This is a genomic window from Synechococcus sp. WH 5701 (assembly GCF_000153045.1).
In the GTDB taxonomy this organism is placed as follows: Bacteria; Cyanobacteriota; Cyanobacteriia; order PCC-6307; family Cyanobiaceae; genus Regnicoccus_A; species Regnicoccus_A antarcticus.
The window spans coordinates 171,735-186,205 of record NZ_CH724159.1; the positions used below are offsets into that span (position 1 = coordinate 171,735).

Genomic DNA, 14,471 nt, shown 5'->3' on the forward strand with positions numbered 1-14,471 from the left:
CTCCCTTTCGTTCTGGTCCTGGCGTTGTTGTTGGCTGGACTGCGTTAATCCCCGGCGCGGAGATCGAAGCGATCCAGGTTCATCACCTTGCTCCAGGCCGCCACGAAATCCGCCACGAATCTGGCGGGCCCATCGTTCTGGGCGTACACCTCAGCCAGGGCCCGCAGCTGGGAGTTGGAGCCGAACACCAGGTCGACGCGGGTGCCACGCCAGCGCAGTTCGCCGCTGTGGCGGTCACGCCCTTCGAAGGTGTCCGCGGCTTCAGAGCTGGGTGTCCACACCGTGGCCATGTCAAGCAGGTTCACGAAGAAGTCGGTGCTGAGGGTGCCCACCCGGTGGGTGAACACGCCATGGGCTGAACCGGCGGCATTGGCCCCCAGCACCCGCAGGCCCCCCACCAGTACGGTCAATTCCGGCGCGCTCAGGCTGAGCAGCTGGGCCCGGTCGATCAACAGTTCCTCGGCCCGCACCGCATAGGCCCGCTTCTGGTAATTGCGGAAGCCGTCGGCCTGGGGCTCCAGCACCGCGAAGGAGGCGGCATCCGTTTGCTCCTGGGAGGCATCGCTGCGGCCTGGGGTGAAGGGCACCTCCACCGTGTGGCCGGCGGCACGGGCCGCCGCTTCCACCGCGGCGCATCCCGCCAGCACGATCAGGTCCGCCAGCGACACCCGGGTGTCGCCTGCCTGAGCAGCGTTGAAGTTCCGCTGGATCCCTTCAAGCACCGCCAGCACCCGGGCCAGCTGCTCGGGCTGGTTCACGTCCCAGTCCTTCTGGGGGGCCAGGCGCAGGCGGGCACCGTTGGCGCCGCCGCGCTTGTCGGAGCCGCGATAGGTGGAGGCCGACGCCCAGGCGGTGGCCACCAGCTCCGGCACCGTGAGCCCCGAATCGAGCACCTTGGCCTTGAGTTCGGTGATGGCGGCGGCGCCGATCAGGGGATGGTCGACGGCAGGGATCGGGTCCTGCCAGATCAGGTCTTCGGCGGGAACTTCGGGGCCGAGGTAGAGCACCTTCGGGCCCATGTCGCGGTGGGTGAGCTTGAACCAGGCTCGGGCGAAGGTGTCAGCGAAGGCTTGCTGATCCTGGTGGAAGCGGCGGGCGATCGGCTCGTAGATCGGATCGAAGCGCAGCGACAGATCGGCGGTGGTCATCATCGGCCGGTGCCGTTTCGCCGGGTCGTGGGCGTCGGGGATCAGGTGCTCCTCACGCACATCCTTCGCCCGCCACTGCCAGGCGCCGTAGGGGCTTTTCTCCAGTTCCCACTCGTAGCCGAACAGCATCTCGAAATAGCCCCGGTCCCAGGTGGTGGGGTTGGGCTTCCAGGCTCCTTCGATGCCGCTGGTGGTGGCATCAGCGCCCTTACCGCTGCCGAACCGGCTGTGCCAGCCCAGCCCCTGCTCCTCGATCGGGGCCCCCTCCGGTTCTGGACCCATCAGATCAGCTGAGCCGGCGCCGTGGGCCTTGCCGAAGGTGTGACCACCGGCCACCAGAGCGACGGTCTCCTCGTCGTTCATGGCCATGCGGGCGAAGGTTTCGCGGACGTCCCGACCGGAGGCCACAGGGTCGGGCTCACCGTTGGGGCCTTCGGGATTCACGTAGATCAGGCCCATCTGCACGGCCCCCAGGGGCTGCTCCAGTTCCCGATCACCGCTGTAGCGCTCATCGCCGAGCCAGGTTGTCTCCTTGCCCCAGTAGATGTCCTCCTCGGGCTGCCAGATGTCGGCGCGGCCGCCACCGAAGCCGAAGGTGGGGAAGCCCATCGATTCCAGGGCGCAGTTGCCGGTCAGGATGATCAGATCGGCCCAGGACAATCGGTTGCCGTACTTCTGCTTGATGGGCCAGAGCAGGCGACGGGCCTTGTCGAGATTGCCGTTATCGGGCCAGCTGTTGATCGGAGCGAAGCGCTGGTTGCCTGTACCGCCGCCCCCTCGGCCATCGGAGGTGCGGTAGGTGCCGGCGCTGTGCCAGGCCATGCGGATGAACAGACCGCCGTAGTGCCCCCAGTCAGCCGGCCACCAGTCCTGGGAGTCGGTCATCAGGGCATGGAGATCCCGCTTCACGGCGGCGAGATCCAGCTCGTTGAACGCCTCGGCGTAGTTGAACGCTGCCCCGAGCGGGTTGGAGGCCGGCGCATGCTGGTGAAGGATGGCCAGGTTGAGCTGGTGGGGCCACCAGTGGCGGTTCGACTGATCCCCGGCTGTGGTGGGCGCCCCGGAGCGGCCCGCAAATGGGCACTGGCTGATGGCGGTCATCGACTGTCTCCTGGCAAGCGACGTGGGCTGGAGTCATCCCTCTCGACCGTATGCAGCACCTCCGGGGTGGAGGAGGCTCCCAACACAATCCGTAGCGGCTGCGTTGATGGCCAGGCCTTCTCGATCGGTGACGACACAATCAGCGTTTGCAGCGAATGACCGGCCATCCTTGGCCTCCGTTGGTGTCTACGGAGCTATTGACATGCCTCCATCCAAAGGCAGCGAAACTCCATGAACAAAATTGGATGCAGGGCTGGCCAGAAATAAGGCCACATTGGCTACTTCTGTTGGCTCTCCAAAGCGATGCAGGGGAATTCTTTTTTCTTTTTCTTTTCTGGGCTCTTCCATGGATGGGCTGTCCCAGATATCATGACCCATTTGGGTTAGAATAACAGTGGGGCAGAGGGCATTCACTTGAACATTGTGCGGACCCCATTCAACGGCCATGGTCCTGGTCAGTTGATTGAGGGCTGCTTTTGATGCCGCATAGGCCCCTAATCCTGGGGTGCCGATGAAGGCCCCAATCGAAGAGATGTTGACCACCTTTCCATGTCCCCTCTTGATCATCTGGGGGACAATTGCTTGAGAAAGAAGCAAGGCTGAGCGAAGATTGACTGAAAATATATCATTCCAGTTGTCCTGGGTGGTTTCAAGGATCGACTGAACTCTGGCAATGCCGGCATTGTTGACAAGGACATCCCATTCTGGATCAAGGGCCAGTGCTTTGTCGCCGGCTCGCCTGGCTCCCTCGATCGACGACACGTCTTCTTCGATCACCCAGCAGTTGCGATGATTGTTCTCGACAATCCCTTGGATCCTGCCCAGTCCCTCCCTGTCCCTGCCGATCACACCGATGTCTGCTCCAGCCTCGGAGAATCTTTCCGCGATTGCGGCACCGAGGCCTTTTGAGCCTCCGGAAATCAAAGCCCTTTTGCCATCCAGTCGAAAATCTTTCATTGCCAGTGCCTCCACATCACCTTTGGCTTCAGCTCCTGTCACCACTGGGTTCTGGGCCATCGAAGCGGATTCGGCTCAAGGCTCTGAACCCCCCCAGGATCAGAATCCGTTCTCGACCACCAGGTCCTCGAGCGCCAGCTGCCCCGGTTTGGGCCAGGGGTCCTGGGTGCCTTTGCCAATCGCCACCATCGGACCCATCACGTGGTCTGCCGGCAGGCGGATCAGCTCAGAGAGCTTCTCGATCTCGAAGCCGATCATCGGGCAGCTCTGGTAGCCCATGCCGGTGGCTGCCAGCATCAGGGTCTGCATGGCCAGGCCGATGGAGCGCTGGGCCTCATCGCGCTGCAGCCACTCCCTGCCCTCATGAAAGGGGCCCATCCAGCCCACCAGCAGTTCAGCGACAGGCTGCGGAGCATTCACCCAGTAGCGCTCGGGCTGCTTGCTCCAGGCCTTCATGTCGGCGGTGAAGAGAACCAGCAGGGAGGCGTCGGTGATCTGGGCCTGGTCGTTGCCGTAGTCCTGGCGGATCGTGGCCCGCAGGTCGGGATCGCGCAGGATCACAAACCGCCAGTGCTGGATATTGAAGCTGGTGGGCGCCTGAATGGTGGCCTCCAGCAGTCGCCGCTCCTCTTCTGCCGTAAGGCGGTGGCTGGGGTCGAAGTGCTTCACCGCCCGCCTGGCGTAGATGGCGTCGATCACGTCCATGGCAAGGGAGCGGCAGGGGATCTTGGGGCCGACCCTATCGGCTCACGCTGGTTACGGTGGGCGCCTCTGGGGCTCTGGCGTGGGACTGCTCGTTGACGGGGTCTGGCACGACCGGTGGTACGACACCAGCAGCAGCGGCGGACGGTTCATTCGCTCCGCCTCGCAGTTCCGCCACTGGGTCACGCCAGACGGCCGCCCCGGTCCCAGCGGCGAAGGGGGCTTTGGCGCCGAAGCGGATCGCTACCACCTCTACATCTCCCACGCCTGCCCCTGGGCCCATCGCACGGCCATCTTCCGCAGCATCAAGGGTCTGGCCTCGATGGTGTCGGTGTCGGTGGTCCACTGGTTGATGGGGAACGAGGGTTGGACGTTTCAGCCGGGGGAAGGGGTGATCCCTGACCCGATCCACCACGCCGAGGTCCTGCATACGATCTACACGAACTCCGACCCGAACTACAGCGGACGGGTCACGGTGCCAGTGCTCTGGGACAAAGCGACGGGGCAGATCGTGAACAACGAATCCTCGGAGATCATTCGCATGTTCAACAGCGCTTTCGATGGCCTCGGTGCTGCCCCTGGCGACTATTATCCCGAGATTCTCTGGGATGAGATTGATCGGCTCAATCAGCTGATTTATGACACGGTGAACAATGGTGTGTACCGTTGCGGCTTCGCCACCAGCCAGGAGGCCTACGACGAGGCCATCCAACCACTGTTTGCCACCCTCGACCTGCTGGAGCAGCGCCTAGCGGATCAGCCCTACCTGTTCGGAAGGCGCCTCACCGAAGCAGACTGGCGGCTGTTCACCACCTTGGTGCGCTTCGATGCTGTCTATGTGGGCCATTTCAAGTGCAACCTGCGCCGCGTCGTCGATTACCCCAACCTCTGGCGCTATGTGCGTGAGCTCTATCTCTTCCCAGGAGTGGCTGAGACCGTGAACATGCAGCACATCAAGGGCCACTACTACCAAAGCCATCCCAGCATCAATCCTTCCGGTGTGGTCCCGGCTGGCCCGCTGATCGACTGGCCGTAGCCGTTCAGGGAGTTGTGACTCCCTCGATCCGGTCTTCGATCTCTTGGTAGATCTCCTGGAGCTGGGCGATGTTTTCCTCGCTGGTCTCCCAGTAGCCACGACCATTCACTTCCAGCAGAGTGCCCACGATGCGGCGGAAGCTGTGGGGGTTGAGTTCCATCAGTCGTTTGCGCATCTCAGCGTCGTTGATGAAGGTGTCATTGGCCTCTTCATACACGAAGTTGTCTACTGCACCGCTGGTGGCGCTCCAGCCCAGGGTGAAGTTGAGCCGCTTGGCCACTTCGCGCACCCCTTCGTAGCCGGAATTGAGCATGCCCTCGTACCACTTGGGATTGAGCAGCTTGGTGCGGGAATCGAGGCGGATCGTTTCGCTCAAGGAGCGCACCTGGGCGTTGGCGGTGGTGGTGTCGGCGATGTAGCTGGTGGGGGCTTTGCCGTCATCGCGCAGGCCGGCAATCAGCTTGGTGGGGTCGGAGTCGAAGTAGTGGCTCACATCGGTGAGCGAGATCTCGGCGGAATCCAGGTTCTGGAAGGTGACATCGGCGGTTTTCATCGCCGATTCGAACACCTCGCGGTTCTGGTTCATCTCGCCTGGGTTGTCAGCGTTGAAGGCGAAAGTTTTGCGGGACAGGTACATCTCCTGCAGTTCGCCCTCCTCTTCCCAGGTGCTGTTCTCCACCGCCAGGTTCACATTCGATGAATAGCTGCCGCTGGCATTGGAGAACACCCGCGTGGCGGCCTCGCGCAGGCTGATGCCCTGCGCCGCCGCCTGCTCCTGGGAGTGCTTGCGCACGAAGTTCAGCTCCAGGGGTTCATCGGCCTCTGCGGCCATCTTCACGCCCTGATCGATCAGGCCCATCTGGTTGATGAACAGATCGCGGAACACGCCGCTGCAGTTCACCACCACGTCGATGCGGGGGCGGCCCAGCTCCTCCAGGGAGATCAGCTCCAGCTTGTTCACCCGGCCGAGCGAATCGGGCACGGGGCGCACACCGATGAACCAGAGGATCTGGGCGAGGGATTCGCCGTAGGTCTTGATGTTGTCGGTACCCCAGAGCACGCAGGCGATCGTTTCCGGCCAGGTGCCCTGCTCCGCCTTTTGGCGCTCGATCAGCCGGTCCACCACCACCTTGGCGGCGGCGATGGCGGCGCGGGTGGGGATCGCCTGGGGGTCGAGGGCGTGGATGTTCTTGCCGCTGGGCAGCACGCCCGGGTTGCGGATCGGATCGCCGCCGGGGCCGGGGATCACGTATTCGCCGTCGAGGGCCCTCAGCAGGCTCTCCATCTCCATGTCGGCGCAGATCTGCTCGAGGCAGAAGCGCAGGTAGCCGAACAGTTTGTCGAGTTCGGTGGGCTCCACTGCCGCAAAGCCTGAGGCGCGGCAGGCGCTCAGCCAGGGGCTGGGCCGCTCATAACCGAAGCGCTCCAGCAGGGCGAAGAACCAGCCGAAGCGGCCCTTGAGATCCACCCGGCCATCGCTTCCGGTGACTGCACGCACCATCGAGGCCACCGCCCCGCGGCAGGCCTCGGTGATCCGTTGGTTCAGCTCCACATCCGCCAGCACCCCGGCGTCGTTGCCGCGATACACCTCATCGATCGTGCGGCCCAGGCTCTCGGCGAGCAGGGCCGGCAGGCTGCGGTAGCCCTCCTCCTCCCGCTCCAGAGCGGCGATGTTCACCAGGGTGGCGATCGCCTCCTCGGCGGTGGGCGGCTTGCCGATGGTGTGCAGGCCGCAGGGCAGCAGCCGGCTCTCGATCTCCATCAGCTGGCTGTAGAGCGCCCCCACCACGCCATCACGGCCGTCGAGGTCGAGCTCGCTGGCATCCACCTCCGGCAGAGTCACGTCCTTGTCGAGATTGCACTGGCGGGCCGTTTCGACGATCGCATTGACGATCTGCACGCCGCGGCTGCTCTCGCGCAGCTGCTGGTAGGAGCCCACCAGCTCGCCCAGCTCCTTCAGGCCCCGGTAGAGCCCGGCATTCTCGGCCGGTGGGGTGAGGTAGCTGATCGTGGCGGCGTAGCCCCGCCGCTTGGCGATCGTGGCTTCTGAGGGGTTGTTGGCCGCGTAGTAGTAAAGATTCGGTAGGGCGCCGATCAGTGAATCCGGGTAGCAGGTTTCGCTCATGCCCATCTGCTTGCCGGGCATGAATTCCAGCGAGCCGTGGGTGCCGAAGTGCAGCACCGCGTCGGCTCCCCAGACCTTCTCGAGATAGGTGTAGTAAGCAGCGAAGCCGTGGTGGGGGCTGGCGCTGCGGGAATACAGCAGCCGCATCGGATCGCCTTCGTAGCCGAAGGTGGGCTGCACGCCAACAAACACATTGCCGAAGTGGCGTCCGTAGATCAGCAGGTTGGTGCCGTCGGAGTTGAGGTTGCCGGGAGGCTTGCCCCAGTTCTCCTCCAGCCGCTCGGAATAGGGGGTGAGCCGCTCGTACTCCTCGACGCTCATGCGGTGGGCGATCGCCAGCTCCGGTGCACCCTGCAGGGCCTCGGGATCGTTGATCACCGCTTCCATTAGCGCTTTGGAATCACGCGGCAGGTTCTGCACGTCGTAGCCCTTGCGCTTCATCTCCTCCAGCACCCGGTGGATGGAGCCGAAGACATCGAGGTAGGCGGCGGTGCCCACGTTGCCCTTGTCGGGCGGGAAGCTGAACACTGTGATCGCCAGCTTCTTGTCGAGGCGGGGCTTGGTGCGCAGGGAGGCCCAGCGGATCACCCGCTCGGCGATCGCTTCCACCCGGTCCTGCAGGGTGTGGGCCTTGCCGGTGGCGTCGTCGCGCCCGCTGAGCACGATCGGCTCGATGGCGCCATCGAGTTCGGGGATGGCGATCTGCAGGGCCACCTGCACGGGGTGCAGACCCAGGTCGCTCTCCTCCCACTCCTGGGTGGTCTGGAACACCAGCGGCAGGGCCACCATGTAGGGCCGGTTCAGCTTCGAGAGCGCCTCGATGGCGCGGGGGTGGTCCTGGCGGGCCGGGCCGCCGATCAAGGCGAAGCCGGTGAGGCTCACCACCCCATCCACGATCGGCTGCTCGGGATTGAGTGGGTCGTAGAAGAAGGCCTTCACGGGCTTGGAGAAATCAAGCCCGCCGCAGAACACCGGGATCACCGTGGCGCCCCGGTATTCCAGTTCCTGGATCACAGCCACGTAGTGGGCCTCGTCGCCGGTGACGATGTGGCTGCGCTGCAGCACCAGGCCGATCACCGGACCACTGCGGGCTTTCTCGCTCAGGTCGGCGCGGCTGGCGTTCCAGTTCAGGTATTCCTTGAGGTCTTCGAACATCCCCGGCGCCAGGGGGTGCCAGAGGCCCAGATCCGGGAACACCACCGGTTCGGCCACCTCGAGCTCGGGCCGGCCGGTGTCGCCCCGGGGGAACACGTACTTATCGGCCAGCATCAACAGGAAGTTGCGCAGGTTGTCCGGCGTACCCCCCAGCCAGTACTGGAAGCTGAGCATGAAGGAGCGGGCGTCCTGTGCCTTCTCCACCGGCAGATATTTGAGAACCGTGGGCAGGGTGTTGAGCAGTTTCAACATGGCGTCCTGGAAGCCGGCGCCATTGGCCTCCTTCCGCTTCTTCATGAAGCTGGCGATGGCGCTCTTGCTCTGGCCCAGCTGGGCCATCGAGAACGTGCCGAGCTTGTTGAGCCGCATCACCTCCGGCATGGAGGGGAACACCACGGCGGCCTTGAGGCGGTCGCGGTGGGGCGCCACCGCCTCCACCACCTTCTGGGCCAGGTCTTCAATGAAGATCAACGAGGCGATGAACACATCGGCTTCGGCCACATCGGCGCAGAAGGCGGCGTAGTTCTCCGGATCGCGCAGCTCCTCGATCAGGTAGCCGCTCAGATCAACAGCCAGGGCGGGGTTGGTGGCGTTGAGGCTGGTGGCCGCCTGGGTGAGCGCGTTCTGGTACTGGGGCTCGAGCACCACGTACACCGCACGCATCACCGCCCGACCTTCACTGCCGGCTGGGGCCTCGCCTTTGCCAGGGCTGACCCGGCGGTTGGCGGAGCGGACCTGCGTGAACATCGGCGCCGGAGTTGAGCAATGTGAAGGAGCCTACGAAAGCTCCTCAAGCCGCGTGACTTTGCGCCCCAAGGCGTTACAGGAGCGCCGCCGGGGCCGGAATCGACGCCATAGGCTCCCCCCACGCAGAGATCACGCCCGGCCCATGACCCCCACCGACGCGCTCCCTGCTTCGATCCCGGTGGTGGTGGCCGGTGCCCTGGGCCGCATGGGGGCCGAGGTGGTCAAAGCCGTGACCACGGCGGGGGATTGCCGCCTGATCGGCGCGATCGACACCACCCCTGGCAAGGAGGGGGCCGACGTGGGTCTGGAGCTGGGCCTGGGGGAGCTGGAGGTGGCGATCACCGCCGATTTCGAAGGCTGCCTCTGCCAGGCCAGCCAGGCGGTGCGGGGCGATGGTCCCGGAGCCGGGGCTGTGCTGGTGGATTTCACCCACCCCTCGGTGGTCCACGAGCACACCCGCGCCGCGATCGCCTATGGCGTCCATCCGGTGATCGGCACCACCGGCCTGAGCCCCGAGCAACTGGGTGAGCTGGCGGTGTTCGCCGAAAAGGCCGGCATCGGCGGTGCCGTGATTCCCAATTTCTCCGTGGGCATGGTGCTGCTGCAGCAGGCCGCCGCCGCCGCCGCCCGCTTCTACGACTTCGCCGAGCTCACCGAACTCCACCACAACCGCAAGGCGGATGCCCCCAGCGGCACCTGTCTCAAGACCGCCGAGCTGATCGAGGAGCTGGGCAAAACCTTCAATGCGCCCCAGGTGGAGGAGCACGAAACGCTGGCGGGCTGCCGCGGCGGTCAGCGGGAGAGCGGCCTGCGGCTGCACTCGCTGCGGCTGCCCGGGTTGGTGGCCCACCAGGAGGTGATGTTCGGCGCCCCGGGGGAGACCTACACCCTGCGTCACGACACGATTGAGCGCTCCGCCTACATGCCCGGCGTGCTGCTCACCCTGCGCCGGGTGCGCCAGCTGCAGGGCCTGGTCTACGGGCTCGAGCGCCTGCTCTGACGCCATGCTGATTCCCCTCAAACCCGGTGAACTGCAGCGACTGATTCCGGCGGTGGCCAGCGGTCCCCAGTTCAGTTTCTGCAGCGGCAATCCCCAGAAGATCCTGCAGCGGGTGCTGATCTCGGTGATCGGCGGGGTGATCTCGCTGCTGATCGCCCAGAGCCAGTTCTCCTACCGCTTCGGTTCGCTCTGGCTGGTGGCGGGCTTTGTGCTGCTGCTCTACGTGCTCTGGGGCCCGATCCTGGAGGCGGGCCGCAAGAACGCCACCCTGCGCCGCTACCCCCGGGCGGCGCTCTACGAGGCGCGGGTGGGGGATCTGTTCACCAAGGAGCTGGTGGAGCAGCGCAAGGAGCAGGCGGATCAGCGCGGTCGGCTGGAGCTGGTGGAGAACCGGCGCACCTGGCTCTCGCTGGAGCTGGAAGACGACGACGGCTACCTGGGCTCGGTGCGCTTCCCGATGGAGAAGAAGCATCAGACGATCCGCCGCGGCATGGTCGTCCGCGGTCTGGTGCTGAGCGAGCGTCCTGATTTCTCCCGGATCGATGCCATGAGCGACGCCTGGATCCCGCAGCTCAAGGTCTGGGTGGGCGAGTACCCCTACCTGCTACGGCCGGCTTTCGAGGAGCTGTGCCTGCGGCGCCTGCGCTGAAGCGGGCCGCTTCAGCCAACAGGTGTTTACGTTCCGCAACAATGTGTTACATTGAGTTCATCGAAATGGAGATTTCCATGGCTCAAGCCACCGCCACCGCCCCCAACTCGGCTCCTGTGACCGCCAGCGAGCGCGCCACCATCCGCGGCGCCACCGTCACCACCGAAGACGGCGGCCGCCTCAATGCCTTCGCCACCGAGCCCCGCATGGAAGTGGTGAGCCCCGAGAGCGGCTGGGGTTTCCACGAGCGCGCCGAGAAGCTCAACGGCCGCATGGCCATGCTTGGCTTCATTGCCCTCCTGGCCACTGAATTCGCCCTGGGCGGCGAGGCCTTCACCCGCGGCCTGCTCGGCATCGGCTGAGTCCTGCCACCGCACTCAACCACTGGCCGCAGCAGACTTTCTGTTGCGGCTTTGTTGTGGCCGCCACTGAAGCCCATGAGCGCCTTTGCCCTGGCCCCTGTGCTGGCCCCACCTTGTCCGCCGATCACTGAGCGGTCGACCCTGCTCCGGGCCCGCGTACTCGGTGGGGGGCCCACCGGTGCCTTGACGGCCCTGGCTCTGGCGCAGGCGGGCTGGCGGGTGCAGCTGATGGATCCGCTCAGCGGCGCTCAGCTTCAGGCACGCCACCGCGCCTATGCCCTCAGCCACTCCAGTCGCCTCTTTCTGCAGCGCCTGGGGCTCTGGCCGCAGCTGGCGGATGTGGCGGTTCCTTTTCGCTCGCTGCGGCTCTGTGATCTGGAGGCAGGACGAGCGATCGGCTTCGGCCCGGCCGAGGTGGGGTTCGGTGTGGGCCGCTCCGACGAGGCAGCGGCTGTGGGCTGGATCCTGCAGCATCAGCCGCTGATGCAACGGCTGCTGGAGCAGCTTGAAGCCCATCCCGGCATCAGCCTGAGCCTTGGCGAGGCTGGAGTCCCTGTGGCCGACTCCCTCGATCCGCCCGATCTTCTGGTTGCCGCCGATGGCAGCGCCTCGCCCACCCGGGAGTCGGCGGGGATCAGGCGCTGGAGCCTCCCCTACCGCCAGGGCTGTCTCACCGCCCAGGTGCGCTTGCGCGGCTCGGCCCCCGATCAGGCCTGGGAACTCTTTCGCCGCGAGGGTCCATTCGCCGTGCTGCCCCTTGGCGACGGCACCGCCCAGCTGGTCTGGAGCGCTCCGGCTGAGCGCCTGCGACGGCTGGAAGCGCTCGATCCCGTGGCCTTTCTCGATGCCCTCGCCAGCGCGCTTCCGGACAGCCTTCAGCCCGAGGCCCTGCTCGACACTCCCCGGGCCTTCCCGGTGGCTCTCGAGCTCGTCCGCCGCTTCCACCGCGGTTCGCTGGCCCTGGTGGGTGAGGCGGCCCATCGTTGCCATCCGGTGGGCGGCCAGGGGATGAATCTCTGCTGGCGGGATGTGGAGGAACTGCAGCGGCAGGCCCTGCGGGCGGCGGCAGGAGGACTGTCGCCTGCCGCGGTGGCCGGGGCCTATGGCCGCCGCCGCTGGGCCGATGTGCTGATCACCCTGCTCAGCACCGACCTGCTGGTGCGGATCTTCTCCAACCGGCAGCCGCTGCTGCTGAGGGGTCGCCGGCTGGCTCTCGGCCTGATGCGCCGCTCCAGCGCCCTGAGGCACCTCAGCCTCAAGGCGATGACCCTGGGCCCTTGCCGCCTTGCCGCCCGCTGGTCAGAGTGAGGGCAGCACGGCTCCGGCCCGCGTGAGCCCGAGAGCTCCAATGATCCGATGGTGATCAGCACCTCCCCCCAGCCGATTCCCTCCTCCGCCCTGGTGCGTTACCTGCGCCATGAGCAGGGCCTGAGCGAGAACGCGCTGGCGCTGGGGATCCGCCAGGCCGATCAGGAGCAGGCTCCGCTGCCAGTGATCCTCTGGCGCTTCGGGCTGATCAGCCTCGATCAGTTCGATCAGGTGCTGGCCTGGCAGGACCAGCAGGCCTGATCTCAGGCGTAGACGATCAGGGACTCCACTGGATGGTCTCCTGGCAGGCGCGAGCGCCCGCCGAGGTCCGCCAGCTCCGCCACGAAGCCAAAGCCGCAGAGGTCGCCGCCGGCCTCGGTCACCAGCTGGGCACAGGCCGCGGCGGTGCCGCCCGTGGCCAGCAGGTCGTCGACGATCAACACCCGCGGCCCGCCCGCCAGAGCGTCGTGCTGGATCTCGAGGCGGTCGTGGCCGTATTCCAGGGCGTAGTCCACGGCGCGCACCTGGCCGGGCAGCTTGCCGGGCTTGCGCACCGGCACGAAGCCGATCTCCACGGTCGTGGCCAGGGCCGTGCCCACGATGAAGCCCCGGGATTCGATGCCCACGATCAGATCCGGGCGCAGCTGCGCGCAAACCCCCGCCAACAGGCGCACCACTTCCTTCCAGCCCCGGGGGTCACGCATCAGCGGAGTGAGGTCGCGGAAGAGGATGCCGGGCTTGGGGAAATCGGGCACATCCCTGACCAGTCCCCGCAGATCAATGGGCTCGCCCAACTCGGGGACTGTGGTGCTCAGGGCCATGGAGAAGCGATCGGGTGACGGATCGGCGCGGGCGCTGGCATCATCGCAGCCATGGCCGACGTCACAATCACCGCTCCAACCGCGGAAGCCGCCGTGGAGCAGCCCCCACCGCCACGGCCTGCTGCCCGCCTCTCGCGCCGGGGGCTGGAGCGGCTCGACCTGATGCTGCTCAGCGTCGAGGCCCTCGATCTCAACGGTGGCGAAGCCATGGTCTGGATGGCCAGCCAGCTCGGCTTCGGCTCCCTCTTCCCCAATCGTGTGGAGCTGTGGAAGCGGCGCTGCTACAACCCGTTGAGGCTGGCTTGCCGCCGGGGCGAACTCAGCGAACCTGAAACCGACGCCCTGATCAGCCTGCTCTGTGCCATGGCCGAGCGGCTCTACCCGATGCTGCGGCAGCTGCTCTCGGCCTCTGAACCTGAACCGGTCACCCAGCAGCGCTGGCAGCTGTTCCGCACCCGGCTCGATGAACTGGTGCGCGAACGTCTCAATCCCCGCCGTGGAGGCGTGCAGAAGTTGCTGGATCCCCAGGAGGGTCCCCGGCTGCAGCGTCAGCTGGTGCAGGGACTGGCCTTCGGCTCCGGCCGGGGCGGTTTCGACCGTCTCAAAGCCAGCTTGATGGATGCTGCGGCATGAAACTCAGTTACCGCTACGAGCAGACCAGCTGCCGCCTGCGCATCGATGGACTCCCTGACCTCTCCGCCGGCCACGGACCGGAGGTGATCGGTATCCTCTCGGCCTGGGAGCTGGATCTGGCCGGTCATCCCACCCTGGAGGGCAAACGCGATCACCTCCAGTCCCTGCTGGCCGTGGTGCTGCCCTACGCACGTCATCTCGTGAGTTCCGTGCCGCAGCCGATGGGGGCGGCGACGGATCCTGTGCAGATGGAGCCCATCTCCTCCTCCAGGGCCGGCCTGCGCAACCGCCTGGCCCACCGCTTGCGCCTGCACAGCAGCCAGCCCGACACCCAGCCCCTTGAGCTCAGCTTCGATGACGCCGAGCTTGCTGACTTGGTGCGCTGCCTGGATCAGCTCCGCCTCGATCCCCGCGTGCAGTTGGGGTTCAGCCTGCCCCCCGATCGCCCCCTGCACCGCCGCGAAATCCTTGAGCGCGTGCCCCTGCGTCAGCGCCTGGCCGCCCCCGCTGCCGGTCTGGCCGCCCTGGCGATCACCGCCGCCCTTGGCCTGATGGTGCCCCTGCCGCGGCGCACGGCCACCCCGGCCGCCAGCCCCGCGGCCACCCCCACCTCCCCGCTCACCCCTCCCCGCTAAGTGCCTGCCCCATTGACGAACAGGAACCTGTGGCCACACTCAAAGGGAGAGCCCCCTGGCGTTGCTTGGGTTGCCGATGATTCTGCGCTCCA

Annotated in this window: 13 protein-coding genes; 8 read left to right on the top strand and 5 right to left on the bottom strand. The window is 66.0% G+C overall.

Features of this window, described 5'->3' with window-relative positions; translation table 11 throughout:
* Nucleotides 1-44 precede the first annotated feature (44 nt).
* The 3 genes from katG to WH5701_RS01750 all read right to left on the bottom strand — a co-directional run bounded on the left by katG (nucleotide 45) and on the right by WH5701_RS01750 (nucleotide 3,911).
* Complete coding sequence (katG, locus tag WH5701_RS01745) at nucleotides 45-2,249, bottom strand: catalase/peroxidase HPI (RefSeq protein ID WP_006170170.1); 2,205 nt, start codon at nucleotides 2,247-2,249, stop codon at nucleotides 45-47.
* A 186-nt stretch (nucleotides 2,250-2,435) separates the two neighbouring features.
* Nucleotides 2,436-3,266: an SDR family NAD(P)-dependent oxidoreductase gene (locus tag WH5701_RS16525; protein ID WP_083781798.1), complete on the bottom strand. Its 831-nt coding sequence runs from the start codon at nucleotides 3,264-3,266 to the stop codon at nucleotides 2,436-2,438.
* Between the two features lie 39 nt (nucleotides 3,267-3,305).
* Nucleotides 3,306-3,911, bottom strand: a complete 606-nt coding sequence (locus WH5701_RS01750; protein WP_006170172.1) for a nitroreductase family protein — start codon at nucleotides 3,909-3,911, stop codon at nucleotides 3,306-3,308.
* Nucleotides 3,912-3,990: 79 nt separating this feature from the next.
* On the opposite strand from WH5701_RS01750, the gene WH5701_RS01755 reads away from it, so the two are divergent.
* Entirely contained in the window at nucleotides 3,991-4,944 is a 954-nt protein-coding gene (locus tag WH5701_RS01755) for a glutathione S-transferase family protein (RefSeq protein ID WP_006170173.1), read from the top strand.
* Nucleotides 4,945-4,948: 4 nt separating this feature from the next.
* On the opposite strand, the gene WH5701_RS01760 is transcribed toward WH5701_RS01755, so the two are convergent.
* Complete coding sequence (locus WH5701_RS01760) at nucleotides 4,949-8,971, bottom strand: magnesium chelatase subunit H (RefSeq protein ID WP_006170174.1); 4,023 nt, start codon at nucleotides 8,969-8,971, stop codon at nucleotides 4,949-4,951.
* A 142-nt stretch (nucleotides 8,972-9,113) separates the two neighbouring features.
* Between WH5701_RS01760 and dapB the strand changes: the two genes are divergently transcribed.
* The 5 genes from dapB (at nucleotide 9,114) to WH5701_RS01785 (ending at nucleotide 12,551) form a co-directional block, all read left to right on the top strand.
* Nucleotides 9,114-9,971: a 4-hydroxy-tetrahydrodipicolinate reductase gene (dapB, locus tag WH5701_RS01765; protein WP_006170175.1), complete on the top strand. Its 858-nt coding sequence runs from the start codon at nucleotides 9,114-9,116 to the stop codon at nucleotides 9,969-9,971.
* Between the two features lie 4 nt (nucleotides 9,972-9,975).
* Nucleotides 9,976-10,620 (top strand): hypothetical protein, encoded by a 645-nt coding sequence (locus WH5701_RS01770; protein WP_006170176.1) that lies wholly within the window; start codon nucleotides 9,976-9,978, stop codon nucleotides 10,618-10,620.
* 77 nt (nucleotides 10,621-10,697) lie between these two features.
* Entirely contained in the window at nucleotides 10,698-10,982 is a 285-nt protein-coding gene (locus WH5701_RS01775; RefSeq protein WP_050751416.1) for a hypothetical protein, read from the top strand.
* A gap of 75 nt (nucleotides 10,983-11,057) precedes the next feature.
* Nucleotides 11,058-12,290, top strand: coding sequence for an FAD-dependent monooxygenase (locus WH5701_RS01780; protein ID WP_006170178.1), 1,233 nt, complete (start codon nucleotides 11,058-11,060; stop codon nucleotides 12,288-12,290).
* A gap of 48 nt (nucleotides 12,291-12,338) precedes the next feature.
* A complete protein-coding gene (locus WH5701_RS01785) occupies nucleotides 12,339-12,551 on the top strand; it encodes a DUF2949 domain-containing protein (protein ID WP_006170179.1) in 213 nt (70 codons plus the stop codon).
* A 2-nt stretch (nucleotides 12,552-12,553) separates the two neighbouring features.
* On the opposite strand, the gene WH5701_RS01790 is transcribed toward WH5701_RS01785, so the two are convergent.
* Nucleotides 12,554-13,111 carry an adenine phosphoribosyltransferase gene (locus tag WH5701_RS01790; RefSeq protein ID WP_006170180.1) on the bottom strand — a complete coding sequence of 186 codons (558 nt, stop codon included), beginning with the start codon at nucleotides 13,109-13,111 and terminating at the stop codon, nucleotides 12,554-12,556.
* Between the two features lie 51 nt (nucleotides 13,112-13,162).
* Here WH5701_RS01790 and WH5701_RS01795 point away from each other — a divergent pair, with 51 nt between their 5' ends.
* Together WH5701_RS01795 and WH5701_RS01800 are read left to right on the top strand one after the other, a co-directional pair.
* Entirely contained in the window at nucleotides 13,163-13,744 is a 582-nt protein-coding gene (locus tag WH5701_RS01795; protein WP_006170181.1) for a DUF3038 domain-containing protein, read from the top strand.
* Entirely contained in the window at nucleotides 13,741-14,379 is a 639-nt protein-coding gene (locus WH5701_RS01800) for a DUF4335 domain-containing protein (protein WP_006170182.1), read from the top strand. The genes WH5701_RS01795 and WH5701_RS01800 overlap by 4 nt, the downstream gene beginning before the upstream one ends.
* Nucleotides 14,380-14,471: the final 92 nt, after the last annotated feature.

Excerpts from the sequence above, each read along its gene's own strand:
- WH5701_RS01750 (WP_006170172.1), bottom strand. The coding sequence starts at position 3,911 with ATGGACGTGATCGACGCCATCTACGCCAGGCGGGCGGTGAAGCACTTC.
- WH5701_RS01800 (WP_006170182.1), top strand. The coding sequence starts at position 13,741 with ATGAAACTCAGTTACCGCTACGAGCAGACCAGCTGCCGCCTGCGCATC.
- WH5701_RS01790 (WP_006170180.1), bottom strand. The coding sequence starts at position 13,111 with ATGGCCCTGAGCACCACAGTCCCCGAGTTGGGCGAGCCCATTGATCTG.
- WH5701_RS01775 (WP_050751416.1), top strand. The coding sequence starts at position 10,698 with ATGGCTCAAGCCACCGCCACCGCCCCCAACTCGGCTCCTGTGACCGCC.
- WH5701_RS01770 (WP_006170176.1), top strand. The coding sequence starts at position 9,976 with ATGCTGATTCCCCTCAAACCCGGTGAACTGCAGCGACTGATTCCGGCG.
- dapB (WP_006170175.1), top strand. The coding sequence starts at position 9,114 with ATGACCCCCACCGACGCGCTCCCTGCTTCGATCCCGGTGGTGGTGGCC.
- WH5701_RS16525 (WP_083781798.1), bottom strand. The coding sequence starts at position 3,266 with ATGGCCCAGAACCCAGTGGTGACAGGAGCTGAAGCCAAAGGTGATGTG.
- katG (WP_006170170.1), bottom strand. The coding sequence starts at position 2,249 with ATGACCGCCATCAGCCAGTGCCCATTTGCGGGCCGCTCCGGGGCGCCC.
- WH5701_RS01785 (WP_006170179.1), top strand. The coding sequence starts at position 12,339 with ATGGTGATCAGCACCTCCCCCCAGCCGATTCCCTCCTCCGCCCTGGTG.
- WH5701_RS01760 (WP_006170174.1), bottom strand. The coding sequence starts at position 8,971 with ATGTTCACGCAGGTCCGCTCCGCCAACCGCCGGGTCAGCCCTGGCAAA.
- WH5701_RS01795 (WP_006170181.1), top strand. The coding sequence starts at position 13,163 with ATGGCCGACGTCACAATCACCGCTCCAACCGCGGAAGCCGCCGTGGAG.
- WH5701_RS01780 (WP_006170178.1), top strand. The coding sequence starts at position 11,058 with ATGAGCGCCTTTGCCCTGGCCCCTGTGCTGGCCCCACCTTGTCCGCCG.